Raw genomic sequence first — 18,891 nt, 5'->3', positions numbered from 1 at the left:
TGCTGCCCATCACACGCCCTGGGCACCCACGACCAGATTACTGCCGGGAGGCCGCATCATGAACAAAGCGCTGATTCTCATGGCTCACGGTTCGAGCGACCCGCGCTGGCGCGAGCCCTTCGAGCGCGTTCACCAGGCCGCGGCGGAGCGCCTGAGCCAGCCCTTGCGCCTGGCCTACATGGAGCTGTGCGATCCGTCACTGGAAGACACGGTCGCCGAACTCGCCGAAGCCGGCATCGAGCATGCCGATATCCTGCCCTTATTCTTTGCCGCCGGCCGCCATTTGCGCAAGGACGTTCCGGCCCAGGTGGACGCCCTGGAGACACAGCACCCGAGTATCAGCCTGAGCCTGCTGTCACCGGTCGGCGAGCACCCGGACTTCATCGCGGCCCTGGCCGGCGTCATCGCCGAGCGGGACGCCTCGTGAAACCGGCGTTGAACCCGGAGTTGTACAAAGCTTCCGATCTGTACAACAATCGTAACTGGCTGCCCGTTAATCCCCATACCACGTCATGAGGCCGGCATGAGTCAAAAGGCGAGTCCCCCTGGCGACACCCCACGCTACCCGATTCGCGAGGTCTCGCGACTGACCGGCGTCAACTCCGTGACACTGCGCGCCTGGGAGCGTCGCTACGGCCTGCTGCGACCGCATCGTACCCCCAAGGGCCATCGCCTGTATGCCCGCGAGGACATCGAGCGCGTCGAACGCATCCTGCAGTGGCTGCATCGTGGCGTGCCCGTCAGCCAGGTGCGCGAACTGCTCGATCAGCCGGACACGTCGGCCAGGCCCAGCGCGGACCTGGATGACTGGGCCAACCAGCGCCAGCAGTTGACGGCGGCCATCGAGGCCATGGATACCGCCCGGCTGGACAGCCTGTTCAATCAGGTACTGGCCCTCTACCCCGCCCGGGTCTGCATCGAGAAGCTCTGGCAGCCAGTGGTACAGGAGCTGGAAGAAAACTGGGGTGACCGCCTCGGCCTGACCCTGCAGCGCCGCGTGCTGGAAACCTTCCTGCGCACCCGCATCGGAACACGGCTCTACCATGCCAACCCCCAGGCCGGCCCGCGCCAGGTACTGGTCACCCCCATGCCCGAGGCCGACAGCCCGTTATGGGGCTTGATGACCGCCCTGCTGCTCAGCGAACAGGGGCATCGCGTCCAGTTGCTGGATGCCCCCATGTCGCCCCAGGAGCTGAACCTGGCCGCCGAACGACTGGGCATCGACCTGATCCTGCTGGCCAGCGGCAAGGCCGAGAAGACCGACCTCATCAAGCGTCAGTTGCCCCGCCTGGCTGACCAGCTCGAGGCGCCCCTGGCCCTGTGCGGCCCGGTGGCACGCATCCGTGCCGGCGATATCGGCGACAGCCGGATCATCGCGCTGGGCGACCAGCTGGCCGAGGCCACCGCACGCGCCGGGGCGCTGCTCGCCGAGCTGCCGCAGGGCAGGGCATGACCACCGCCTCGACGCTTCGCCAGCCAAACGACCGCCACCGGGAGCACGCATGACCCCGCGCCTCATCTGGTTTCGCAGCGACCTGCGGGTCCACGACAACACCGCCCTGTCCCGGGCCGCCGCCGAGGGGCCGGTCGTGGCCGTCTTCCTGCGCAGCACGCCACAATGGCGTCGGCATGGCCACGGCGCCAACAAGCTCGACTTCTGGCACCGCGGCCTGCTCGCCCTGCGCGAGACACTGCAGGGCCTGAACATTCCGTTGCTGCATCGCGATATCGACGACTTCGCGGCCGCGCCGGCCGCCTTGCTGGACATCGCGCGCGAGACCGGCGCCACCCGGCTGCATTTCAACCGTGAATATCCATGGAACGAAGCGCGCCGCGATGCCGAGGTCACTCGGACCTTCGACGAGGCCGGCCTGACGGCGATCGGCCACCATGACGCCATCGCCTATGCCCCGGGCGAGCTGCTCACCGGTGGCGGAGACTATTACAAGGTCTTCACCCCCTTCGCCAAGGCCTGGCACCGCCAGCTGAGCGGCGAGCGGCTGACACTGCACGACGCCCCCCGGCCCCAGCACGAGTCGCCCGTGCCACCCGACCCGGCGCCCGAGCCGCCGACACTGGCGGGTATCCCGGCGGCGCCCGAGGCCTGGCCGGCCGGCGAAGAAGCCGCCGCCGACCGGCTGGAACGCTTCCTGCGCTTCCGCGGCCATCACTATGTCGAGCAGCGCGACTTCCCGGCCGTGGCCGGCACCAGCAGCCTGTCTCCCTACCTGGCACTGGGCATGCTGTCGTACCGCCAGTGCATGCAGGCGGTGCTCGCCGAGAATGGCGGCCACCTGGCCGAGGGTGATGCCGGCCTCACCGCCTGGGTCAGCGAACTGGTGTGGCGCGAGTTCTACCAGCACGTGGTGGTCGGCTTCCCGGACGTCTGCCGCCACTACGCCTTCCAGCCACACACCGAGGCCCTGCCCTGGCGGGATGATGCGGCGGGCCTGGCCGCCTGGCAGGAAGGACGCACCGGTTATCCGCTGGTCGATGCCGCCATGCGCCAGCTGCGCCACACCGGCTGGATGCACAACCGCCTGCGCATGGTCACGGCCATGTTTCTCGCCAAGCACCTGCTGATCGACTGGCGCCGCGGCGAAGCCTTCTTCCTCGAGCACCTGGTGGACGGCGAGTTTGCCGCCAACAACGGCGGCTGGCAGTGGGCCGCCTCCACGGGGACCGATGCCGTGCCCTACTTTCGCATCTTCAACCCGACCACCCAGTCGCAACGCTTCGACCCGGACGGGCGCTTCATCCGCCACTGGCTACCGGAACTGGCCGAGCTGCCCACCGGGTCGCTGCATGAGCCCTCGGCCTGGCAGCGCCAGGCCACGGGCTATCCCGCCCCCGTCGTCGAACACCGTGCGGCCCGGGCGCGGGCACTGGAAGCCTTCAAGGGCCTGACGCCATGAGGCCGTCCGGGCCGAGCAGGGAGGGACACCATGCTGCAGGATGAATCCCTGGCCCGTTTCTGTGATGTCTATCATCAGCTAGACAAGAATTGTACAGAGAGGCTGTACGAGATTTACACTGAAGACATCCGGTTTCGCGACCCGCTCCACCATGTCGAGGGAGTCACGGCGCTCAAGGAATATTTCGATGCCATGTACAAGAATGTCACAGAGTGCCGCTTCACCTTCCATGACGGGCAGCGGCACCAGCATCAGGCCTTCGTGACCTGGACGCTGTCACTGGCACATCCCCGGCTGGCCGGCGGGCGGTCCTTCACGGTCGAGGGCTGCTCGCATCTGACCTTTGCGGCGGATGGCAGCGACCGGGTCTGCGAGCATCGCGATTACTTCGATGCCGGCGAGCTGCTCTACGAACGGCTCCCCGTCCTGGGCCGCCTCATCCGCCGTATCAGGCAGCGCGCTGCGGACTGAAACCCGGGCCGGTCATGCCACGTATCCGGTAAACCACCGAAGGCGCCCGCCTCAGGAGACGACGATGGGTTCACTGCAAGCGACGCAACGCATCTGGTTGACCGGAGCCACCTCCGGGATCGGCCTCGCCCTGGCCGAACGACTGCTCGACCAGGGGCATCGTGTCGCCCTCAGCGCACGCCGTCATGCCGAGCTTTCGGAGTTGGCCGATGGCCATCCCAATGCCCTGGTACTGCCGGTCGACATGACCGACCGCGGCGCGGTGCTCGGCGTCGCCGAGGATATCGAGGCGGCGTTCGGCGGCCTGGACATGGCGATCTTCAATGCCGGCACCTGCGAATACCTGGATGCCCGGCGGTTCGATACGGTGCTGGTCGAACGCGTCTTCACGACCAACTTCACCGGTACCCTCTACGGCATCGAAGCCGCACTACCGCTGCTGCGACGTTCGGGCGCCGGCGGCGGCCGCCCCCTGCTGGCCGCGACTTCCAGCGCCGCGGCCTACCTGCCCTTGCCGCGTGCCGAGGCCTATGGCGCGTCCAAGGCGGCCCTGAGCCACTTCCTGGAGTCGCTGCGTCTCGACCTGGATCAGGAAGGCATCGACGTCAGCATCATTCACCCCGGCTTCGTGAAGACACCGCTGACCGATCGCAACGACTTTGCCATGCCCATGCGGGTCGACACCGAGACCGCCGCCGCGGCCATCCTGCGCGGCCTCGACGCCCGGCGTCTGGATATTCATTTCCCGCGCCGCTTCACCTGGCTGCTGAAGCTGCTGGGCAGCCTGCCGCCGGCGCTGCGCTTCCGCCTGGGTCGCCGACTGGCCCGCCGGGAAACAGCGGGAGAGTCCGACGGATGATGCCCGCCGCCTCTCGCGCCGAGCAGCGTATCGCCGTGGTCGGCAGCGGCATTGCCGGCATGGCCGCTGCCTGGTACCTGTCACGACGCCATTCGGTCACGCTGTTCGAGGCCAATGCCCGACTGGGTGGCCACACGGCCACCATGGACATCACGCTCGATGGGCAGCAGCACGCCATCGATACCGGCTTCATCGTCTTCAATGATCGCACCTATCCACACTTTCAGCGCTTGCTGAACGCCCTGGACGTGGCGATTCAGCCCACCGAGATGAGCTTCTCGGTTCACGAGACCCAGCGCGACTTCGAGTACAACGGCCACACTCTGGCCTCGCTCTTCGCCCAGCGGCGCAACCTGTTCAGGCCGTCCTTCCTCGGCCTGCTGCGCGATATCCTGCGCTTCAACCGCGAAGCGACACGCGACCTGCTCGAAGAACGCCTGGCGGAAGACATCACGCTCGGCGAATACCTCGATGAACAAGGCTATGGCACGCTCTTCCAGCAGCGCTACCTGCTGCCCATGGGGGCGGCCATCTGGTCGGCCAGCATCGAGGACCTGCGCGCCTTTCCGCTGTGCCTGTTCGTGCGCTTCTTCCATCATCACGGCCTGCTGTCGGTGCACAACCGCCCGCAGTGGTACACCGTCGTCGGTGGCTCGCGCGCCTATATCCCGGCCTTGACCGCCCCCTATGCCGAGCGCATCCAGCGAGACACGCCGGTGCTGGGCATCCGCCGCCACGCCGACCGGGTGCAACTGCGCACCTCCGAGGGCAACCAGTATTTCGACCAGGTCGTGCTGGCCTGTCATGCCGACCAGGCGCTGGATCTGCTGGAGGACGCCAGCCCCGACGAGCGCGCCATCCTCGGCGCCATGCCCTATCAGGACAACAGCGTGGTGCTGCATACCGATACCCGACTCCTGCCGCGCCGGCGCCGCGCCTGGGCCAGCTGGAATTACCGCCTGGATGGCCGCGGCGGCCATGCACGCGCCTCGGTCACCTACAACATGAATATCCTGCAGCGTCTCGAGGCATCACGGACCCTGTGCGTGACCCTCAACGATGACGACGCCATCGCCGCCGAGACGGTGCTGGGACGCTATACCTATGCGCACCCTCGTTTCACGCTGGCGGGCCAGCTCGCCCAGCAGCGTCATGGCGAGATTTCGCGCGCCGGCCGGCGTACCCACTTCTGCGGCGCCTACTGGCGCAACGGTTTTCACGAGGACGGTGTCTGGAGCGCCCTGCGCGTGGCCCGGGCGCTGGGGGTCGACGAGCCATCGCTGGGAGAGCCCGCATGCTGACCGCGCCTCGCTCACGCCTGTATCGGGGCTGGTTGCAGCACCGTCGCTTCACGCCCCGGCACCATGCCTTCCGCTACCGGGTGTGGATGGCCTGGCTCGACCTGGACGAGCTGCCCGAGCTCTTCGATGGCGTGCCGGGCTTCAGTGCACGCCGTCCGGCACTGGTGCGCTTCCGCCGCGAGGACTATCTGAGCCCGCAGACGCCGTCGCTGAAGCAGGCCGTGTGCGACGAACTGCAGCGCCAGCTCGGCTCGGCACCCGCCGGGCGCATCTGCCTGCTGACCCAGCTGCGCACCCTGGGAGCAGGCTTCAACCCGATCTCGCTGTATTACGCCTTCGATACCGACGACAAGCTGCGGGCCGTGCTCGGCGAGGTCACCAACACCCCCTGGCGTGAACGCACTCACTACGCCTGTCGGGTGGACCCTGAGCGCCATGGCCATCGCGCCGTCTTCGACAAGGCCATGCATGTCTCGCCCTTTCTGCCCATGGACATGCAGTATCAGTGGCGCTTCAACACGCCCGGCGAGGCGCTCAACCTGCACATGGATGTCGTCCGGGACGGCCGCCGCCACTTCGACGCCTCGCTGTGGCTGAGCGGACGCCCGGCGACACCCCGTGCCCTGCTTGCCACCCTGGCGCGGCACCCGCTGATGCCACTCAAGACACTGGCCGGCATCCACTACGAAGCGCTGCGCCTGTGGTTCAAGCGCCTTCCCTGGTATCCCCGTTCCCGGCATGAGGAGACACCCCCGTGAATGCCCCCCACTCCCTTGAAACTCCCCGTCTGTCGGGCAAGGAAGACCGCTTTTCACGCTGGTGCCGCGCCCGCCTGATATCCCAGCTCGCGCGCCTCGAAGGCGGCCGGCTGACACTCGTCGAGGAGTCCGCCCGGCAGTCGCTGGGCCAGGGCGGCGAGCGCTGCGTCACCCTCTACATCCACCACCCGCGCGCCTGGCGACGCTTCGCGCTGGGCGGCACGGTCGGGGCCGCGGAAGCCTACATGGACGGCGACTGGGACACCGATGACCTGGTGGCCCTGGTTCGCCTGCTGGCGGCCAACCTGGAACGCGTCAATCGCGACATGGAGGGTGGCATGGCGTCGCTGGCACGCTGGTTGCTGAGCGTCGCCAATGGCGTGCGGCGCAACACCCCGGGCGGTTCGAAGCGCCACATCGCCGCCCATTACGATATCGGCAACGCCCTCTTCGCGACCTTCCTGGATCACCATCACTGGATGTACTCGAGCGCGGTCTTCCCGCACCCCGAGGCCAGCCTGGAGGTCGCCTCGACGCACAAGCTCGACCTGCTGCTCGACAAGTTGGACGTCCAGCCCCATCACCACCTGCTGGAGATCGGTACCGGCTGGGGCGGCCTGGCCATTCATGCCGCCCAGACGCGGGGCTGTCGGGTCACGACCACCACCATCTCCGACGAGCAATATGCCCACACGGCACGCCGGCTGGCCGAGGAGGGCCTGACGGAACGGGTCACGCTGCTCAAGCAGGACTACCGGGAACTCACCGGGCGTTATGACCGCCTGGTCTCGGTGGAGATGATCGAGGCAGTCGGCCACCAGTACCTGGGGACCTACCTGGCCACCCTGGACCGTCTGCTGACGGATGATGGCCTGGCCATGCTGCAGGCCATCACCATCCGCGACCAGCGCTTCAAGGCCGCCAGCCGCGAGATGGATTTCATCAAGCGCTACATCTTCCCCGGAGGCTTCCTGCCGTCGCACCACGCCATCCTCGAGGGCCTGACGCGACGCACCTCCCTGAACCTGATCGCGCTGGACGAGATCGGCCTGCACTATGCCCGCACGCTGCGCGAGTGGCGCCAGCGCTTCGAGGACAATCTCGACACGGTGCGTCGCCTGGGCTATGACGAGCGCTTCATCCGCATGTGGCGCTACTATCTGGGCTACTGCGAGGGGGGCTTCCTGGAGCGCACCATCGGCACCTGCCAGCTGTTGATGGCCAAGCCCGGGGCCCGTCCGGCTCCCATGACGGGGGCGCCGTGAACTGGCGTGTGCTGGCCAACCTGGCGGGTTTTCAACTGGGCTGGCTGGTGTGTGTGCTGGGCGGCAGCCTGGCCGGGCTGCTCGCGACGCTCGTGCTGCTGAGCGCCCACCTGCGCTGGCTGGCCCTGCCCGGTGAGTGGCGCTTGCTGGCCGGGTTCGCGGGGCTCGGCCTGCTCGTCGATGGCGGCCTGACACTCGCCGGCGGGTTTCATTTCGCTGACACCGGCTGGCACCTCGGGCCGCTGCCCCTGTGGCTGTGGTTGCTGTGGCCGCTGTTCGCCAGCACCATCCGCCACGGGCTGGCCTGGCTGTGGCACTACCCGCGCCTGGCCATGCTGGGCGGCGCCTGTGGTGGTGGGCTGTCCTATTTCAGCGGCGCCAGGCTGGCCGACGTGGCCCTCGCGCCGTGGCTGATCCCGGTCGAGGCCGTGGTCTGGCTGCTCGTCTGCTACGCGCTCGCCCGGCGCCACCCATATGAGCCGCAGCCTTAAATGTCGGCGGCCACCAGCGGCGGCGCATACAAGAACCCCTGCACCTCGTCGCAGCCTGCCTCGCGCAGAAAGTCACGCTGCGCCGGGGTCTCGACTCCCTCGGCGACGACCGCAAGGGACAGCCCCCTGGCCATGGCCAGCACCGCACTGACGATGGCGGCATTGGCGCGATCGCCCGGCAGGGCCTCGACGAAGGTGCGGTCGAGCTTCAACTTGTCCAGCGGCAGTCGTGTGAGGTAGCCCAGCGAGGAGTAGCCGGTGCCGAAGTCATCCAGCGCCACCGGGTGGCCGCGTTCGCGCAGCGCCTCGAGCCGGGGCGAGATGTCACCGGCACGCTCATCCAGCAGGGCCGTCTCGGTCAATTCCAGCCCGAGCAAACGGGCATCGAGACGATGGCGCGCCAGCCCCGCCTGCAGGGCGGCCTCCACATCGCCCTGGAAGAGCTGCACCGCGGAGATATTGATCCACACCGGCACCTCGAGCCTGCCCCGATCTCGCCAGTCGGCCATCTGCGCCAGCGTCTGGTCGATGACCCAGTTACCCAGTGACGCCATCAGCCCATGACACTCGGCCAGGGGAATGAAGTCGGCGGGCAGGATCAGTCCCTCCTGGGGATGCCGCCAGCGCAGCAGGGCTTCCAGGCCGGTCATGGCATTATCGCGCATGCGGTACTGGGGCTGATAATACAGTTCCAGCTGCCCGCCATTCGCCAGCGCGCTGCGCAGGTCGTTGAGCAGGCCCAACGCCGGCCGACTGCGACGGTCCTGACTGGGACAGTAGCGCAGGGCATGGTTGCGTCCATTGCGCTTGGCATGGAACAGGGCCGACTCGAGGCGCTGGAAGAGCGCACTGGCCACCAGGCCATCCTCCGGCGCCTGACAGCTGCCGATGGTCACGCCCAGCCGCAGCACATGGCCCGGCAATTCGAAGGGCGCCGCCATCCAGTGCTGCAGGCGCGCCACCCAGTCTGCGTGATCCTGCCCCGAGGAGGGACGCAGGACCAGAAACTGGTTGCCCCCCAGGCGCCCGACGTTGCCTCCCGGCACGAACTCGTTGAGACGCCGGCCGATGAGCACCAGCAAACGATCACTCAACTCGCTGCCCAGACCTTCATTGATGGCCCGAAAGCCATCGACGTCGATCACGGCCAGGTCCAGTTTTTCCCCGGGGGTCATGTGGCGCAGCCGCGAGCCCAGCAGTTCGTGCAGGCGTCGCCGGTTGGGCAACCCGGTCAACGGGTCTTCAAAGCCGATGCGCCTGAGATCGCGTTCGCTCGAGGCGTGGCCGGCGATATCAGACAGCACGCACACATAGTGCTGGATATGGCCATGGCGGTCCTGCACCGGCTGCACCTTCAACCATTCGGGGTACTCGCCCCCCTGCTTGCGCCGCTGCCAGATCTCGCCCTCCCAGATGCCGGTGGCATGCACGGTCTGCCACAGGCTCTCGAAGAAGGCCGCGTCATGCCGCGGTGCTGCCAGTGTGGTGGCATTCAGGCCACGCACATCGGCCGGCGCATAGCCGGAGGCGCGCGTGAATGCCGGGTTGACGTTCACGATGCGGAAATCGGCATCGGTGACGATCACCCCTTCGGGAATCATCGCCAGGGCTTCGCGCTGGGAGGCATCGCGCCATTGCCAGTCGCGCCACTGGCGCCAGGCCTGGTGGAGGCTCAGCGCCAGCAGGCAATAGGCCATGAGCCGCCAGCCCAGCATGTCGACCCAGGGGGCCGAGCACAGCGCCACCAGGGTGATCCAGAAGAGGGGGCGATCGAGGCGGAATACGGGCCACATGGTCAAGGGTACCGAGAGTGGGGTGAGAGTCGTCTCCTGCATGCCAGCATGGCATGCTAGAGTCGACAAGACTGGATTTAACACTTTACTTCAAGGCAGTGTGGAATGCTCAATGTCGACGCGACGTGCATTCGACGAACGCGAACAGTAGACTAGGCAGTACCGCCTGGCGGTCGCATGCCGTGACACGGCATACAGTAATCTCGACTCTCGGAACGACTCAGTGACCAAGCAACATTCCTTTGATCGCGAAGCACTGCTGGCATGCAGCCGTGGCGAACTTTTCGGCCCCGGCAACGCCCAACTGCCGGCACCCAACATGCTGATGCTCGATCGCATCACGCACATCCATGAAGAGGGTGGCGAACACGGCAAGGGCGAACTGATCGCCGAGCTGGATATCCATCCGGACCTCTGGTTCTTCGACTGCCATTTCCCCGGTGACCCGGTCATGCCCGGCTGTCTCGGCCTGGATGCCATGTGGCAGCTGGTCGGCTTCTATCTGGGCTGGATGGGCTACCCCGGCCGGGGACGCGCGCTGGGCTGTGGCGAGGTCAAGTTTACTGGCCAGATCCTGCCCGAGGCCAAGAAGGTCAAGTACCATATCAATATCAAGCGCATCATCACCCGGCGCCTGATACTGGGCATGGCCGACGGAACCGTGTCCGTGGATGGCCGCGACATCTATCAGGCCAATGACCTTCGTGTCGGTCTTTTCACCTCCACTGCGAATTTCTGAACAGGAGGCTCCCATGCGACGAGTGGTAGTCACCGGCCTGGGCATCGTTTCCTGCCTGGGTAACGACGCACAACAGGTACTCGAGGCACTGCGCCAAGGGCGGTCAGGCATTCGCTTCAAGGAAGACTATGCCGAGCGCGGCTTTCGCAGTCAGGTCGCCGGCGTGGTCGATATCGACCTGGATGCCGTGGTCGACCGCAAGCTCAAGCGCTTCATGGGCGACGCCGCGGCCTATGCCTATGTCTCCATGGAGCAGGCCATCAAGGATTCGGGCCTGACGCCGGAGCAGGTCTCCAACGAGCGTACCGGCCTGATCGCCGGCTCGGGTGGCGCCTCGAGCGCCAACCAGGTCGAGGCGGCGGACGTCATGCGCGACAAGGGCCTGCGCCGTGTCGGCCCCTATCGGGTCACCCGGACCATGGGCAGTACGGTCTCGGCGTGCCTGGCCACCCCCTTCGAGATCAAGGGCGTCAATTACTCGATTTCCTCGGCCTGCGCCACCTCGGCGCACTGCATTGGCAGCGCCATGGAACAGATCCAGCTCGGCAAGCAGGACGTGGTCTTCGCCGGCGGCGGCGAGGAGGAACACTGGACCCTGTCCTGCCTGTTCGACGCCATGGGCGCCCTCTCCACCCAGTACAACGACGCGCCCGACAAGGCCTCGCGTCCCTATGACCAGGCCCGCGACGGTTTCATCATCGCCGGCGGCGGCGGCATGCTGGTACTCGAGGAGCTCGAGCACGCCCGAGCGCGCGGCGCCCGGATCTATGGCGAACTGGTCGGATACGGCGCCACCTCCGACGGCTACGACATGGTCGCGCCCTCCGGCGAGGGTGCCGCCCGCTGCATGCGCCAGGCCCTGGCCACGGTGGATGGCGGCGTCGACTACATCAACACCCACGGCACGTCCACGCCCGTGGGAGATGTGGCGGAGCTCAAGGCCGTGCGTGAAGTGTTCGGCGATGAGACGCCGGCGATGAGTTCGACCAAGTCGCTGACCGGCCATTCGCTGGGCGCGACCGGGGTCCAGGAAACCATCTACTCGCTGCTGATGATGAACCACGACTTCATCGCGGCCTCCGCCAATGTCGAGAACCTCGACGAGCAGGCGGCGGGCTTCGATATCGTCACCGAGCGGCGTGATACGGCGGTGGAGCGCGTGCTGTCCAACAGCTTCGGGTTCGGCGGCACCAATGCCTGCCTGGTGCTGGAAAAGTACCGCGACTGAGGGTCGGCCACGGCCGGCCCGCAACGCCAAGGCGCCCCTCACAGGGCGCCTTTTTTGATGGCCGCCGGCCCGCCGCGGCGGATGCTTCCGATCAGGCCGAGGTCGGACGCGGCACGTCGGAAATCTCGCTCAGCTGCGCCTCGATCCAGGCCTCGGTCTCCGCCAGCACCTCTTCCGCACTGCGCCCCGCCGTCTCGATGGGCTCCCCGACCACCAGGGTCAGGCGCCCCGGCTGCTTGACCCAGTGACGCCCGGGCCAGCGTTCCCCGGCATTGTGCGCCACCGGCACCACTGGCACGCCCGCGCGACAGGCGATCACGGCGCCACTCTTGTTGTAGCGGCGCTGCTGCCCCGGATCGACGCGCGTCCCCTCGGGAAAGATCAGCACCGACAGGCCTTCCTCCAGGCGCTGCTTGCCCTGCGTCAGCACCTGTTTCATGGCCCGCGACGGCCTGGAGCGATCCAGGGCAATGGGGTGCAGCAGGCGCAGCCCCCAGCCGAAGATCGGAAAATTCAGCAGCTCCTTCTTGAGCACGGTGCAGACCGGCGGCTTGAGCAACTGCAGATAGACCGTTTCCCACTCACACTGGTGATTCGACAACAGCACACAGGCGCCCTCGGGCAGGCGCTCGCGGCCGCGAATCTCGTAGCGCACGCCGCACACCAGGCGGAACCAGGCGATGATGAAGTGGTTGTACAGGTTGAGCAGGCGATAGCGGCTGGCCAGCGGCAGGAAAGGCGCCGGCGGCAGGAAGAGCACGCCACACACGAGCATGGCGGCAAAATAACCGATATAGAAGACCGTACTGCGAACGACATTCATGCCTTGCCCGGCTCCTTGTGCAGACCATCGGCTTCATCCCTCGCCAGGCACCACAGGTCCAGCATGCGCCCGACCTCGAGCCGCCAGGGCTTCTGATGCACGCCGAAGACTTCCAGTACGCGTCGGCAGTTGAGCACGCGCCGCAGTGGCTGGTCATGGTGATGGTTGAGCGCCTTGACGCCGCCCAGCTCGACGCTCTCGCCGCGCCCCTCGAGACGGGTCTGCAGCTGAGTGCGTACCATCGAGACGAAGGTGTAGGCACTGACCGGTTCCGTACCGGCCAGGTGGTAGCTGCCCCAGGCATCCGCGCCACAGCCCTGCTGCTGCAGGATGCCGATCAGGGCCATGGCCACGGCATCGGAGGAGGTGGGACAGAAGACCACATCGGAGGCGGCCCGCTGCTCTTCGCCCCTGATCAGGCCGTCCAGCACTTCGCCCAGCCAGGCATGGCTGCCATCCAGCGCGAACAGCGGCCCGAGCCGCACGATCAGGTGGCGCGGCAATTCGGCACGAATCCGGTCACCGGCCTGCACCAGCCGCCTGAGATCGTCATCCCGTGGCTCGGGGATGACATGCTCGTCGATGGGCTCTTCATGGCCCTGTTCGTAAAGCTGGTCGGACACGCACCACACCAGCGGCAGATCACGCTGGCGGCACAGGCCCAGACAGGCCTCGACGGCTTCGGCATGCGCCGTCACCGACGCCGGATCCGCGTTGATGGGACGCGACAGCGGCGGGACGATCAGGGCATCCGGCGCCACATCATCGAGCCTCTGCGGGGTGATGGCGAGGCTCGACTCGATGACCAGCTCGACATCGCTGCGCCGGTTGCTCTCCCTGGCCAGCGCCAGGCTGAGGCAATGGCCGGCATCCAGAATCAACAGCTTCACGACGGCTCCTATGTTCGATGATGCATCCGTTCGTCGAGATGCCGACGAACCGACGCTTCCAGCGGCACCATTTTACACCAGCTTCGCGGCCTGCGGGGCGTGCCGCGCGACGCGCCCCGCCGGGTCATCACGCCCCGGCAGAACGAGGCGTGAACGCGAGACCATGACGCCGGAGGCTAGAACGGAATTTCATCATCGAAGTCATCGAAGCTGCCGGGGTCCGGGGCGCCATAATTGCCGCTCTGCTGGCCGCCCTGGTTGGGCGCCGGCTGTTGCGGCGCGCGCTGGGGCTGCTGGGGCTGTCCCCCGCCCTGGTTGGCCTGCTGTCCGCCCTGTTGCGGCTGCCCGCCGCCGAAGTTGCCGCCCTGCTGAGGTTGACCACCCCCGAAGTTGCCGCCCTGGCCGCCATCACCACGCCCATCGAGCATCTGCATGTCGTTGGCGACGACCTCGGTGCTGTAGCGGTCCTGACCGTTCTGATCCTGCCACTTGCGCGTCTGCAGGCGGCCTTCGATATAGATCTTGGAGCCCTTGCGCAGATACTGCTGGGCGATTTCCGCCGTCTTGTTGAACATCACCACCCGGTGCCATTCGGTGCGCTCCTGGCGCTGACCGCTCTGGCGGTCCATCCAGGTATCCGTGGTGGCCAGGTTGAGGTTGGCGACCGCGGTGCCGGAAGGGGTGAAGCGCACCTCAGGGTCCTGCCCGAGGTTGCCGATGAGAATGACCTTGTTGATGCCACGGGCCATGGTTGACTCCTTATCAATACGTAATGCTGCGGATTCCTTGGCACCGGATCACCGGCACCGCCATCATGTCAGGGCCTCGCGACCCGCTGCTTTCAAGCGCTGTCCTGCGACTCCCCCGGCCGGGCGACCAGGCGCTGCAGGGCCTGCTCGTCGAGACGCTGGCGATCGACCTTGAGATAGGCCAGCCGCTCCTCGGGCACCACCATGACATCTTCCACGCCCGCCACCTCGGCGAACCTGGCCATCAGCGTGTCCATGGCGTCGTCGTCATGCTGTGCGTCGAGCGCGACCACCTCGCTGGACAGGTGGCGCGGCGGTGCCATGCCGAGCATCAACATCAGCCAGGCTCCACCCAGCATGGCACATCCCGCGAATACCGCGCCAAGCCCCCACTGCTGGGACAGCCAGCCCCCCAGCACGCCGCCCAGAAAGGCGCCCAGAAACTGGCTGGTCGAGTAGAGTCCCATGGCCGTGCCCTTGGCCCCGGCCGGAGCCAGCTTGCTGAGCAGCGAGGGCAGCGTCGCCTCGAGCAGATTGAAGGCGATGAAGAACACCAGCAGCCACAGCAGCAGGCCATGAAGGCCCTGGGCGAAGCCGGCGAGCCCCACCAGGCTCAGGGTAATGGCAGTGATCGCGCCCAGGCACATGCGCTTCATCTGGCGCCACTTCTCGGCCACGATCACCAGCGGCACCATGAAGATGAAGGCCACCGCCATGACCCCGAGGTACACCCAGCCGTGCTGGGCGCCCGGGATGCCGGCCTCGACCAGGCGGAAGGGCACGGCCACGAAGATGGCCATCAGGATCAGGTGCAGCGCGAAGATCGAGGCGTCCATGCGCCACAGGTCGACACGGCGCAGGATGTGCTTCAGCTGGCCACGATCGAGTCCGACATCACGATGGCGCGCGCGCCGGGGCGGCGGAGGCACCAGCTTCCACAATACCAGCAAGCCCAGGGTGGAGAGCCCCGCCGTGAACCAGAACACGCCCGCGAGGCCGAAACGGGCCGAGACCAGCGGTCCCAGCACCATGGCCACGGCGAAGGCGACGCCGATCGACAGGCCGATCGTCGCCATGGCCGCCGTGCGCACCTGCTCGCGGGTCTGGTCGGCCAGCAGGGCCATGATGGCGGCCGCCACGGCGCCACTGCCCTGCAGGCAGCGGCCGGCGATGACCATGCCGATGCTGTCGGCCTGGGCGGCGACGATACTGCCCAGGATGAAAAGACACAGCCCGGCCGCAATGACCGGCTTGCGCCCGATCCGATCCGAGATCAGACCAAAGGGGATCTGCAGCGCCGCCTGGGTCAGGCCATAGATGCCCAGCGCCAGGCCCACCAGCAGCGGCGTGGCGCCCTGCAGATCCTCGGCATGCAGGGCCAGCACCGGCAGCACCATGAACAGCCCGAGCATTCGCGAGGCATACAGACCGGCCAGGCCGACAATGGCCCGACGCTCGGAGGCCAACAGCAGTCCAGAGACCTTTCGCATAGGGGTGGCGTTTCCGTGAACGGGCTGGCGCCCTTGAATGGACTGCATATTCTAGCGGTTTGCCACCACCCGGGGAAAGTCAAAGCGGGTCAGGCTTTGCCGCGGCCACGAGCGGCCACGTATAATCGTCCTTTTGACGTGTCTCGCAGAGGTGGGAATGGACAAGATTCTGGTTCGCGGTGCGCGCACCCACAACCTCCAGCAAATCGACGTCGAGTTGCCGCGAGACAAGCTAATCGTGGTAACCGGCCTATCCGGTTCAGGCAAGTCATCGCTGGCCTTCGACACGCTCTATGCCGAAGGCCAGCGGCGCTATGTGGAGTCGCTCTCGACCTATGCCCGGCAGTTCCTGTCGATGATGGAAAAGCCCGATGTCGACCATATCGAGGGCTTGTCACCGGCCATTTCCATCGAACAGAAGTCCACTTCCCACAACCCGCGCTCGACTGTCGGCACCATTACCGAAATCTACGATTACCTGCGCCTGCTGTTCGCCCGTGCCGGCACGCCGCGCTGCCCCGAGCATGGCGAGGACCTCGAGGCCCAGACCATCTCGCAGATGGTCGACCAGGTGCTGGCATTGCCCGAGGGCAGCAAGCTGATGCTGCTGGCCCCGGTGGTCAGCGGCCGCAAGGGCGAGCACCTGCAGCTGCTCGCCGAACTGCGCGCCCAGGGCTTCGTGCGCGCCATGGTCGACGGCCAGGTGCTCGAGCTGGATGACATCAAGCCGCTGGACAAGAACAAGAAACACGACATCAGCGTGGTGGTGGACCGCATCAAGGTGCGGGACGGGCTCTCGCAGCGCCTCGCCGAGTCCTTCGAGACGGCCCTGGGGCTGGCCGACGGCACGGCAATCGTCCACTTCATGGACGGCGAGGCCGAGGACCTCGCCTTCTCGTCCCGTTTCGCCTGCCCGGTATGCGGCTATTCCATCGCCGAACTCGAGCCGCGCATGTTCTCGTTCAACAACCCGGCCGGGGCCTGCTCGTCCTGCGATGGCCTGGGCGTGCAGCAGTTCTTCGCCGCGGACAAGCTGATCAGCCATCCGGAGCTGTCGCTGGCCGAGGGCGTCATCAAGGGCTGGGATCGGCGTAGCGTCTACTACTTCAACCAGCTTCAGGCCGTCGCCGCGCATTACCGCTTCGAGCTGGAGACGGCCTGGCAGGACCTGGCCCGCCACGAGCGGGAGGTCATCCTGCACGGCAGCGGCCAGGACGCCATCGCCTTCAGCTATGTCAATGACCGCGGGCGCAAGGTCACCCGCGAGCACCCCTTCGAGGGGGTGCTGCCCAACATGCAGCGCCGCTACCGGGAAACCGAGTCCAGCTCGGTACGCGAGGAGCTGGCACGCTACATCTCGACCCAGGCCTGCCCGGCCTGTCATGGCAGCCGGCTACGCAAGGAATCGCGCAACGTCTTCATCGACGGACAGACCCTGCCGGATGTGGTCGGCCTGCCGATCGGCGAGGGGCTGACCTATTTCAAGGCGCTGGCACTGCCGGGCCGCAAGGGCGAGATCGCCGAGAAGATCCTCAACGAGATTCGCGCGCGACTCGAGTTCCTGGTCAACGTCGGCCTCGACTACCTCAACCTGGAGCGCAGCGCCGAAACGCTCTCCGGCGGCGAGGCCCAGCGGATTCGCCTGGCCAGCCAGATCGGTGCCGGCCTGGTGGGGGTCATGTACATCCTCGATGAACCCTCCATCGGCCTGCACCAGCGCGACAACGGCCGCCTGCTGCAGACCCTGGAACGCCTGCGCGATCTGGGCAATACGGTGATCGTGGTCGAGCATGATGAAGACGCCATTCGTTCCGCCGATCATGTGCTGGATATCGGCCCCGGGGCCGGCGTGCATGGCGGCCGCATCGTCGCCCAGGGCACCCCGGACGAGATCATGGCCACGCCGGACTCGCTGACCGGCCAGTACCTGGCCCGCGAGCGACGCATCGAGGTGCCTCCCTGGCGCATCCCCGGCAACCCGGAGAAGCAGGTGGTGCTGTCCGGCGCTACCGGCAACAACCTGCAGGACGTGACCCTGAGCCTGCCGCTGGGCCTCTTCGTGTGTGTCACCGGTGTCTCCGGTTCCGGCAAGTCGACGCTGATCAACTCGACCCTGATGCCGATCGCCGCCCGCGAGCTCAACCGCGCCACGGCACTCACCCCGGCGGCTCATGAGCGCATCGAGGGCCTCGACCAGCTGGACAAGGTCATCGATATCGATCAGAGCCCCATCGGACGCACACCGCGCTCCAACCCGGCGACCTATACCGGCATCTTCACGCCGATCCGCGAACTCTTCGCCGGCACCCAGGAAGCGCGGGCGCGCGGCTACAAGCCCGGCCGCTTCTCCTTCAACGTCAAGGGTGGCCGCTGCGAGGCCTGTCAGGGCGAGGGCATGATCAAGGTCGAAATGCACTTCCTGCCGGACATCTATGTGCCCTGTGATGTGTGCAAGGGCAAGCGCTACAACCGCGAGACCCTGGAGATCGCCTACAAGGGCAAGAGCATTCACGAGGTCCTCGAGATGACGGTCGAGGAAGCCCTGGAATTCTTCTCGCCGGTGCCGGCCATTGCCCGGCGCCTGCAGACCCTGATGGACGTGGGCCTGTCCTACATCCGCCTCGGTCAGAGCGCCACCACGCTGTCCGGCGGCGAGGCGCAACGCGTGAAGCTGGCACGTGAACTGGCCAAGCGCGATACCGGCAAGACGCTGTACATCCTCGACGAGCCGACCACCGGCCTGCACTTCGAGGACATCCGCCAGCTGCTCGGCGTGCTGCACCGCCTGCGCGACCACGGCAACACCATCGTGGTCATCGAGCACAACCTCGACGTCATCAAGACCGCCGACTGGCTCATCGACCTCGGCCCGGAAGGCGGCTCCGGAGGCGGCCGCATCATCGCCGAAGGCACCCCGGAACAGGTCGCACGCAACGACGCCTCCCACACCGGACGCTTCCTCAAACCGATGCTCGAACGCGCCAAGGCAACCAAAAGCGAGCCGGAAACAACGGCGTAATGCCAGAAGGAAGAAGGAAGAAGGAAGAAGGAAGAAGTGCTATGCCCCCGATTTTGTAGACACCTCCCTTTACACTACGAGGTGAGGTGTCATGATTCTA

At 66.7% G+C, this 18,891-nt stretch carries 17 protein-coding genes; 12 read left to right on the top strand and 5 right to left on the bottom strand.

Annotated elements, in window-relative coordinates; genetic code table 11:
* The first annotated feature begins 58 nt into the window (after positions 1-58).
* The 9 genes from QWY79_RS07565 (at position 59) to QWY79_RS07525 (ending at position 8,060) form a co-directional block, all read left to right on the top strand.
* The gene (locus QWY79_RS07565) at positions 59-427 is read left to right on the top strand and encodes a sirohydrochlorin chelatase (RefSeq protein WP_290271478.1); all 369 of its coding nucleotides are present in this window, start codon (positions 59-61) and stop codon (positions 425-427) included.
* Positions 428-523: 96 nt separating this feature from the next.
* Entirely contained in the window at positions 524-1,453 is a 930-nt protein-coding gene (locus QWY79_RS07560) for a MerR family transcriptional regulator (protein ID WP_141320970.1), read from the top strand.
* Between the two features lie 49 nt (positions 1,454-1,502).
* Positions 1,503-2,915, top strand: a complete 1,413-nt coding sequence (phrB, locus tag QWY79_RS07555) for a deoxyribodipyrimidine photo-lyase (RefSeq protein ID WP_290271476.1) — start codon at positions 1,503-1,505, stop codon at positions 2,913-2,915.
* 30 nt (positions 2,916-2,945) lie between these two features.
* Complete coding sequence (locus QWY79_RS07550) at positions 2,946-3,386, top strand: nuclear transport factor 2 family protein (protein ID WP_290271474.1); 441 nt, start codon at positions 2,946-2,948, stop codon at positions 3,384-3,386.
* Positions 3,387-3,450: 64 nt separating this feature from the next.
* Entirely contained in the window at positions 3,451-4,245 is a 795-nt protein-coding gene (locus QWY79_RS07545; protein ID WP_290271472.1) for an SDR family NAD(P)-dependent oxidoreductase, read from the top strand.
* Positions 4,242-5,546: an NAD(P)/FAD-dependent oxidoreductase gene (locus QWY79_RS07540; RefSeq protein WP_290271470.1), complete on the top strand. Its 1,305-nt coding sequence runs from the start codon at positions 4,242-4,244 to the stop codon at positions 5,544-5,546. Before QWY79_RS07545 ends, QWY79_RS07540 begins: the two co-directional genes overlap by 4 nt.
* Positions 5,540-6,304 carry a DUF1365 domain-containing protein gene (locus tag QWY79_RS07535; protein ID WP_290271468.1) on the top strand — a complete coding sequence of 255 codons (765 nt, stop codon included), beginning with the start codon at positions 5,540-5,542 and terminating at the stop codon, positions 6,302-6,304. The genes QWY79_RS07540 and QWY79_RS07535 overlap by 7 nt, the downstream gene beginning before the upstream one ends.
* Positions 6,301-7,569 (top strand): SAM-dependent methyltransferase, encoded by a 1,269-nt coding sequence (locus QWY79_RS07530; protein ID WP_290271465.1) that lies wholly within the window; start codon positions 6,301-6,303, stop codon positions 7,567-7,569. The genes QWY79_RS07535 and QWY79_RS07530 overlap by 4 nt, the downstream gene beginning before the upstream one ends.
* Entirely contained in the window at positions 7,566-8,060 is a 495-nt protein-coding gene (locus QWY79_RS07525) for a DUF2878 family protein (protein ID WP_290271463.1), read from the top strand. Before QWY79_RS07530 ends, QWY79_RS07525 begins: the two co-directional genes overlap by 4 nt.
* Here QWY79_RS07525 and QWY79_RS07520 read toward each other — a convergent pair.
* Positions 8,057-9,853 carry a putative bifunctional diguanylate cyclase/phosphodiesterase gene (locus QWY79_RS07520; RefSeq protein ID WP_290271461.1) on the bottom strand — a complete coding sequence of 599 codons (1,797 nt, stop codon included), beginning with the start codon at positions 9,851-9,853 and terminating at the stop codon, positions 8,057-8,059. The genes QWY79_RS07525 and QWY79_RS07520 overlap by 4 nt on opposite strands.
* Positions 9,854-10,076: 223 nt before the next feature.
* On the opposite strand from QWY79_RS07520, the gene fabA reads away from it, so the two are divergent.
* A complete protein-coding gene (gene fabA, locus QWY79_RS07515; RefSeq protein ID WP_141320952.1) occupies positions 10,077-10,592 on the top strand; it encodes a 3-hydroxyacyl-[acyl-carrier-protein] dehydratase FabA in 516 nt (171 codons plus the stop codon).
* Positions 10,593-10,605: 13 nt separating this feature from the next.
* Positions 10,606-11,820 carry a beta-ketoacyl-ACP synthase I gene (gene fabB / locus QWY79_RS07510; RefSeq protein ID WP_290271458.1) on the top strand — a complete coding sequence of 405 codons (1,215 nt, stop codon included), beginning with the start codon at positions 10,606-10,608 and terminating at the stop codon, positions 11,818-11,820.
* 91 nt (positions 11,821-11,911) lie between these two features.
* Here the strand turns inward: fabB and QWY79_RS07505 are convergent, their stop codons facing one another.
* From QWY79_RS07505 to QWY79_RS07490, 4 genes are all read right to left on the bottom strand, one after another.
* On the bottom strand, positions 11,912-12,643 hold the full coding sequence (locus QWY79_RS07505; protein ID WP_290271457.1) for a lysophospholipid acyltransferase family protein: 732 nt from the start codon (positions 12,641-12,643) through the stop codon (positions 11,912-11,914).
* A complete protein-coding gene (locus QWY79_RS07500; protein WP_290271454.1) occupies positions 12,640-13,533 on the bottom strand; it encodes a sugar nucleotide-binding protein in 894 nt (297 codons plus the stop codon). The genes QWY79_RS07505 and QWY79_RS07500 overlap by 4 nt, the downstream gene beginning before the upstream one ends.
* A gap of 176 nt (positions 13,534-13,709) precedes the next feature.
* Positions 13,710-14,282: a single-stranded DNA-binding protein gene (locus QWY79_RS07495; RefSeq protein WP_141320944.1), complete on the bottom strand. Its 573-nt coding sequence runs from the start codon at positions 14,280-14,282 to the stop codon at positions 13,710-13,712.
* Positions 14,283-14,374: 92 nt separating this feature from the next.
* Complete coding sequence (locus QWY79_RS07490; RefSeq protein WP_290271449.1) at positions 14,375-15,772, bottom strand: MFS transporter; 1,398 nt, start codon at positions 15,770-15,772, stop codon at positions 14,375-14,377.
* Between the two features lie 157 nt (positions 15,773-15,929).
* On the opposite strand from QWY79_RS07490, the gene uvrA reads away from it, so the two are divergent.
* Complete coding sequence (gene uvrA / locus QWY79_RS07485) at positions 15,930-18,791, top strand: excinuclease ABC subunit UvrA (RefSeq protein ID WP_290271447.1); 2,862 nt, start codon at positions 15,930-15,932, stop codon at positions 18,789-18,791.
* Positions 18,792-18,891: the final 100 nt, after the last annotated feature.

This window comes from Halomonas sabkhae (assembly GCF_030409265.1).
Taxonomy (GTDB): Bacteria; Pseudomonadota; Gammaproteobacteria; order Pseudomonadales; family Halomonadaceae; genus Halomonas; species Halomonas halmophila.
This window is presented reverse-complemented; position numbering and strand designations above follow the sequence as displayed.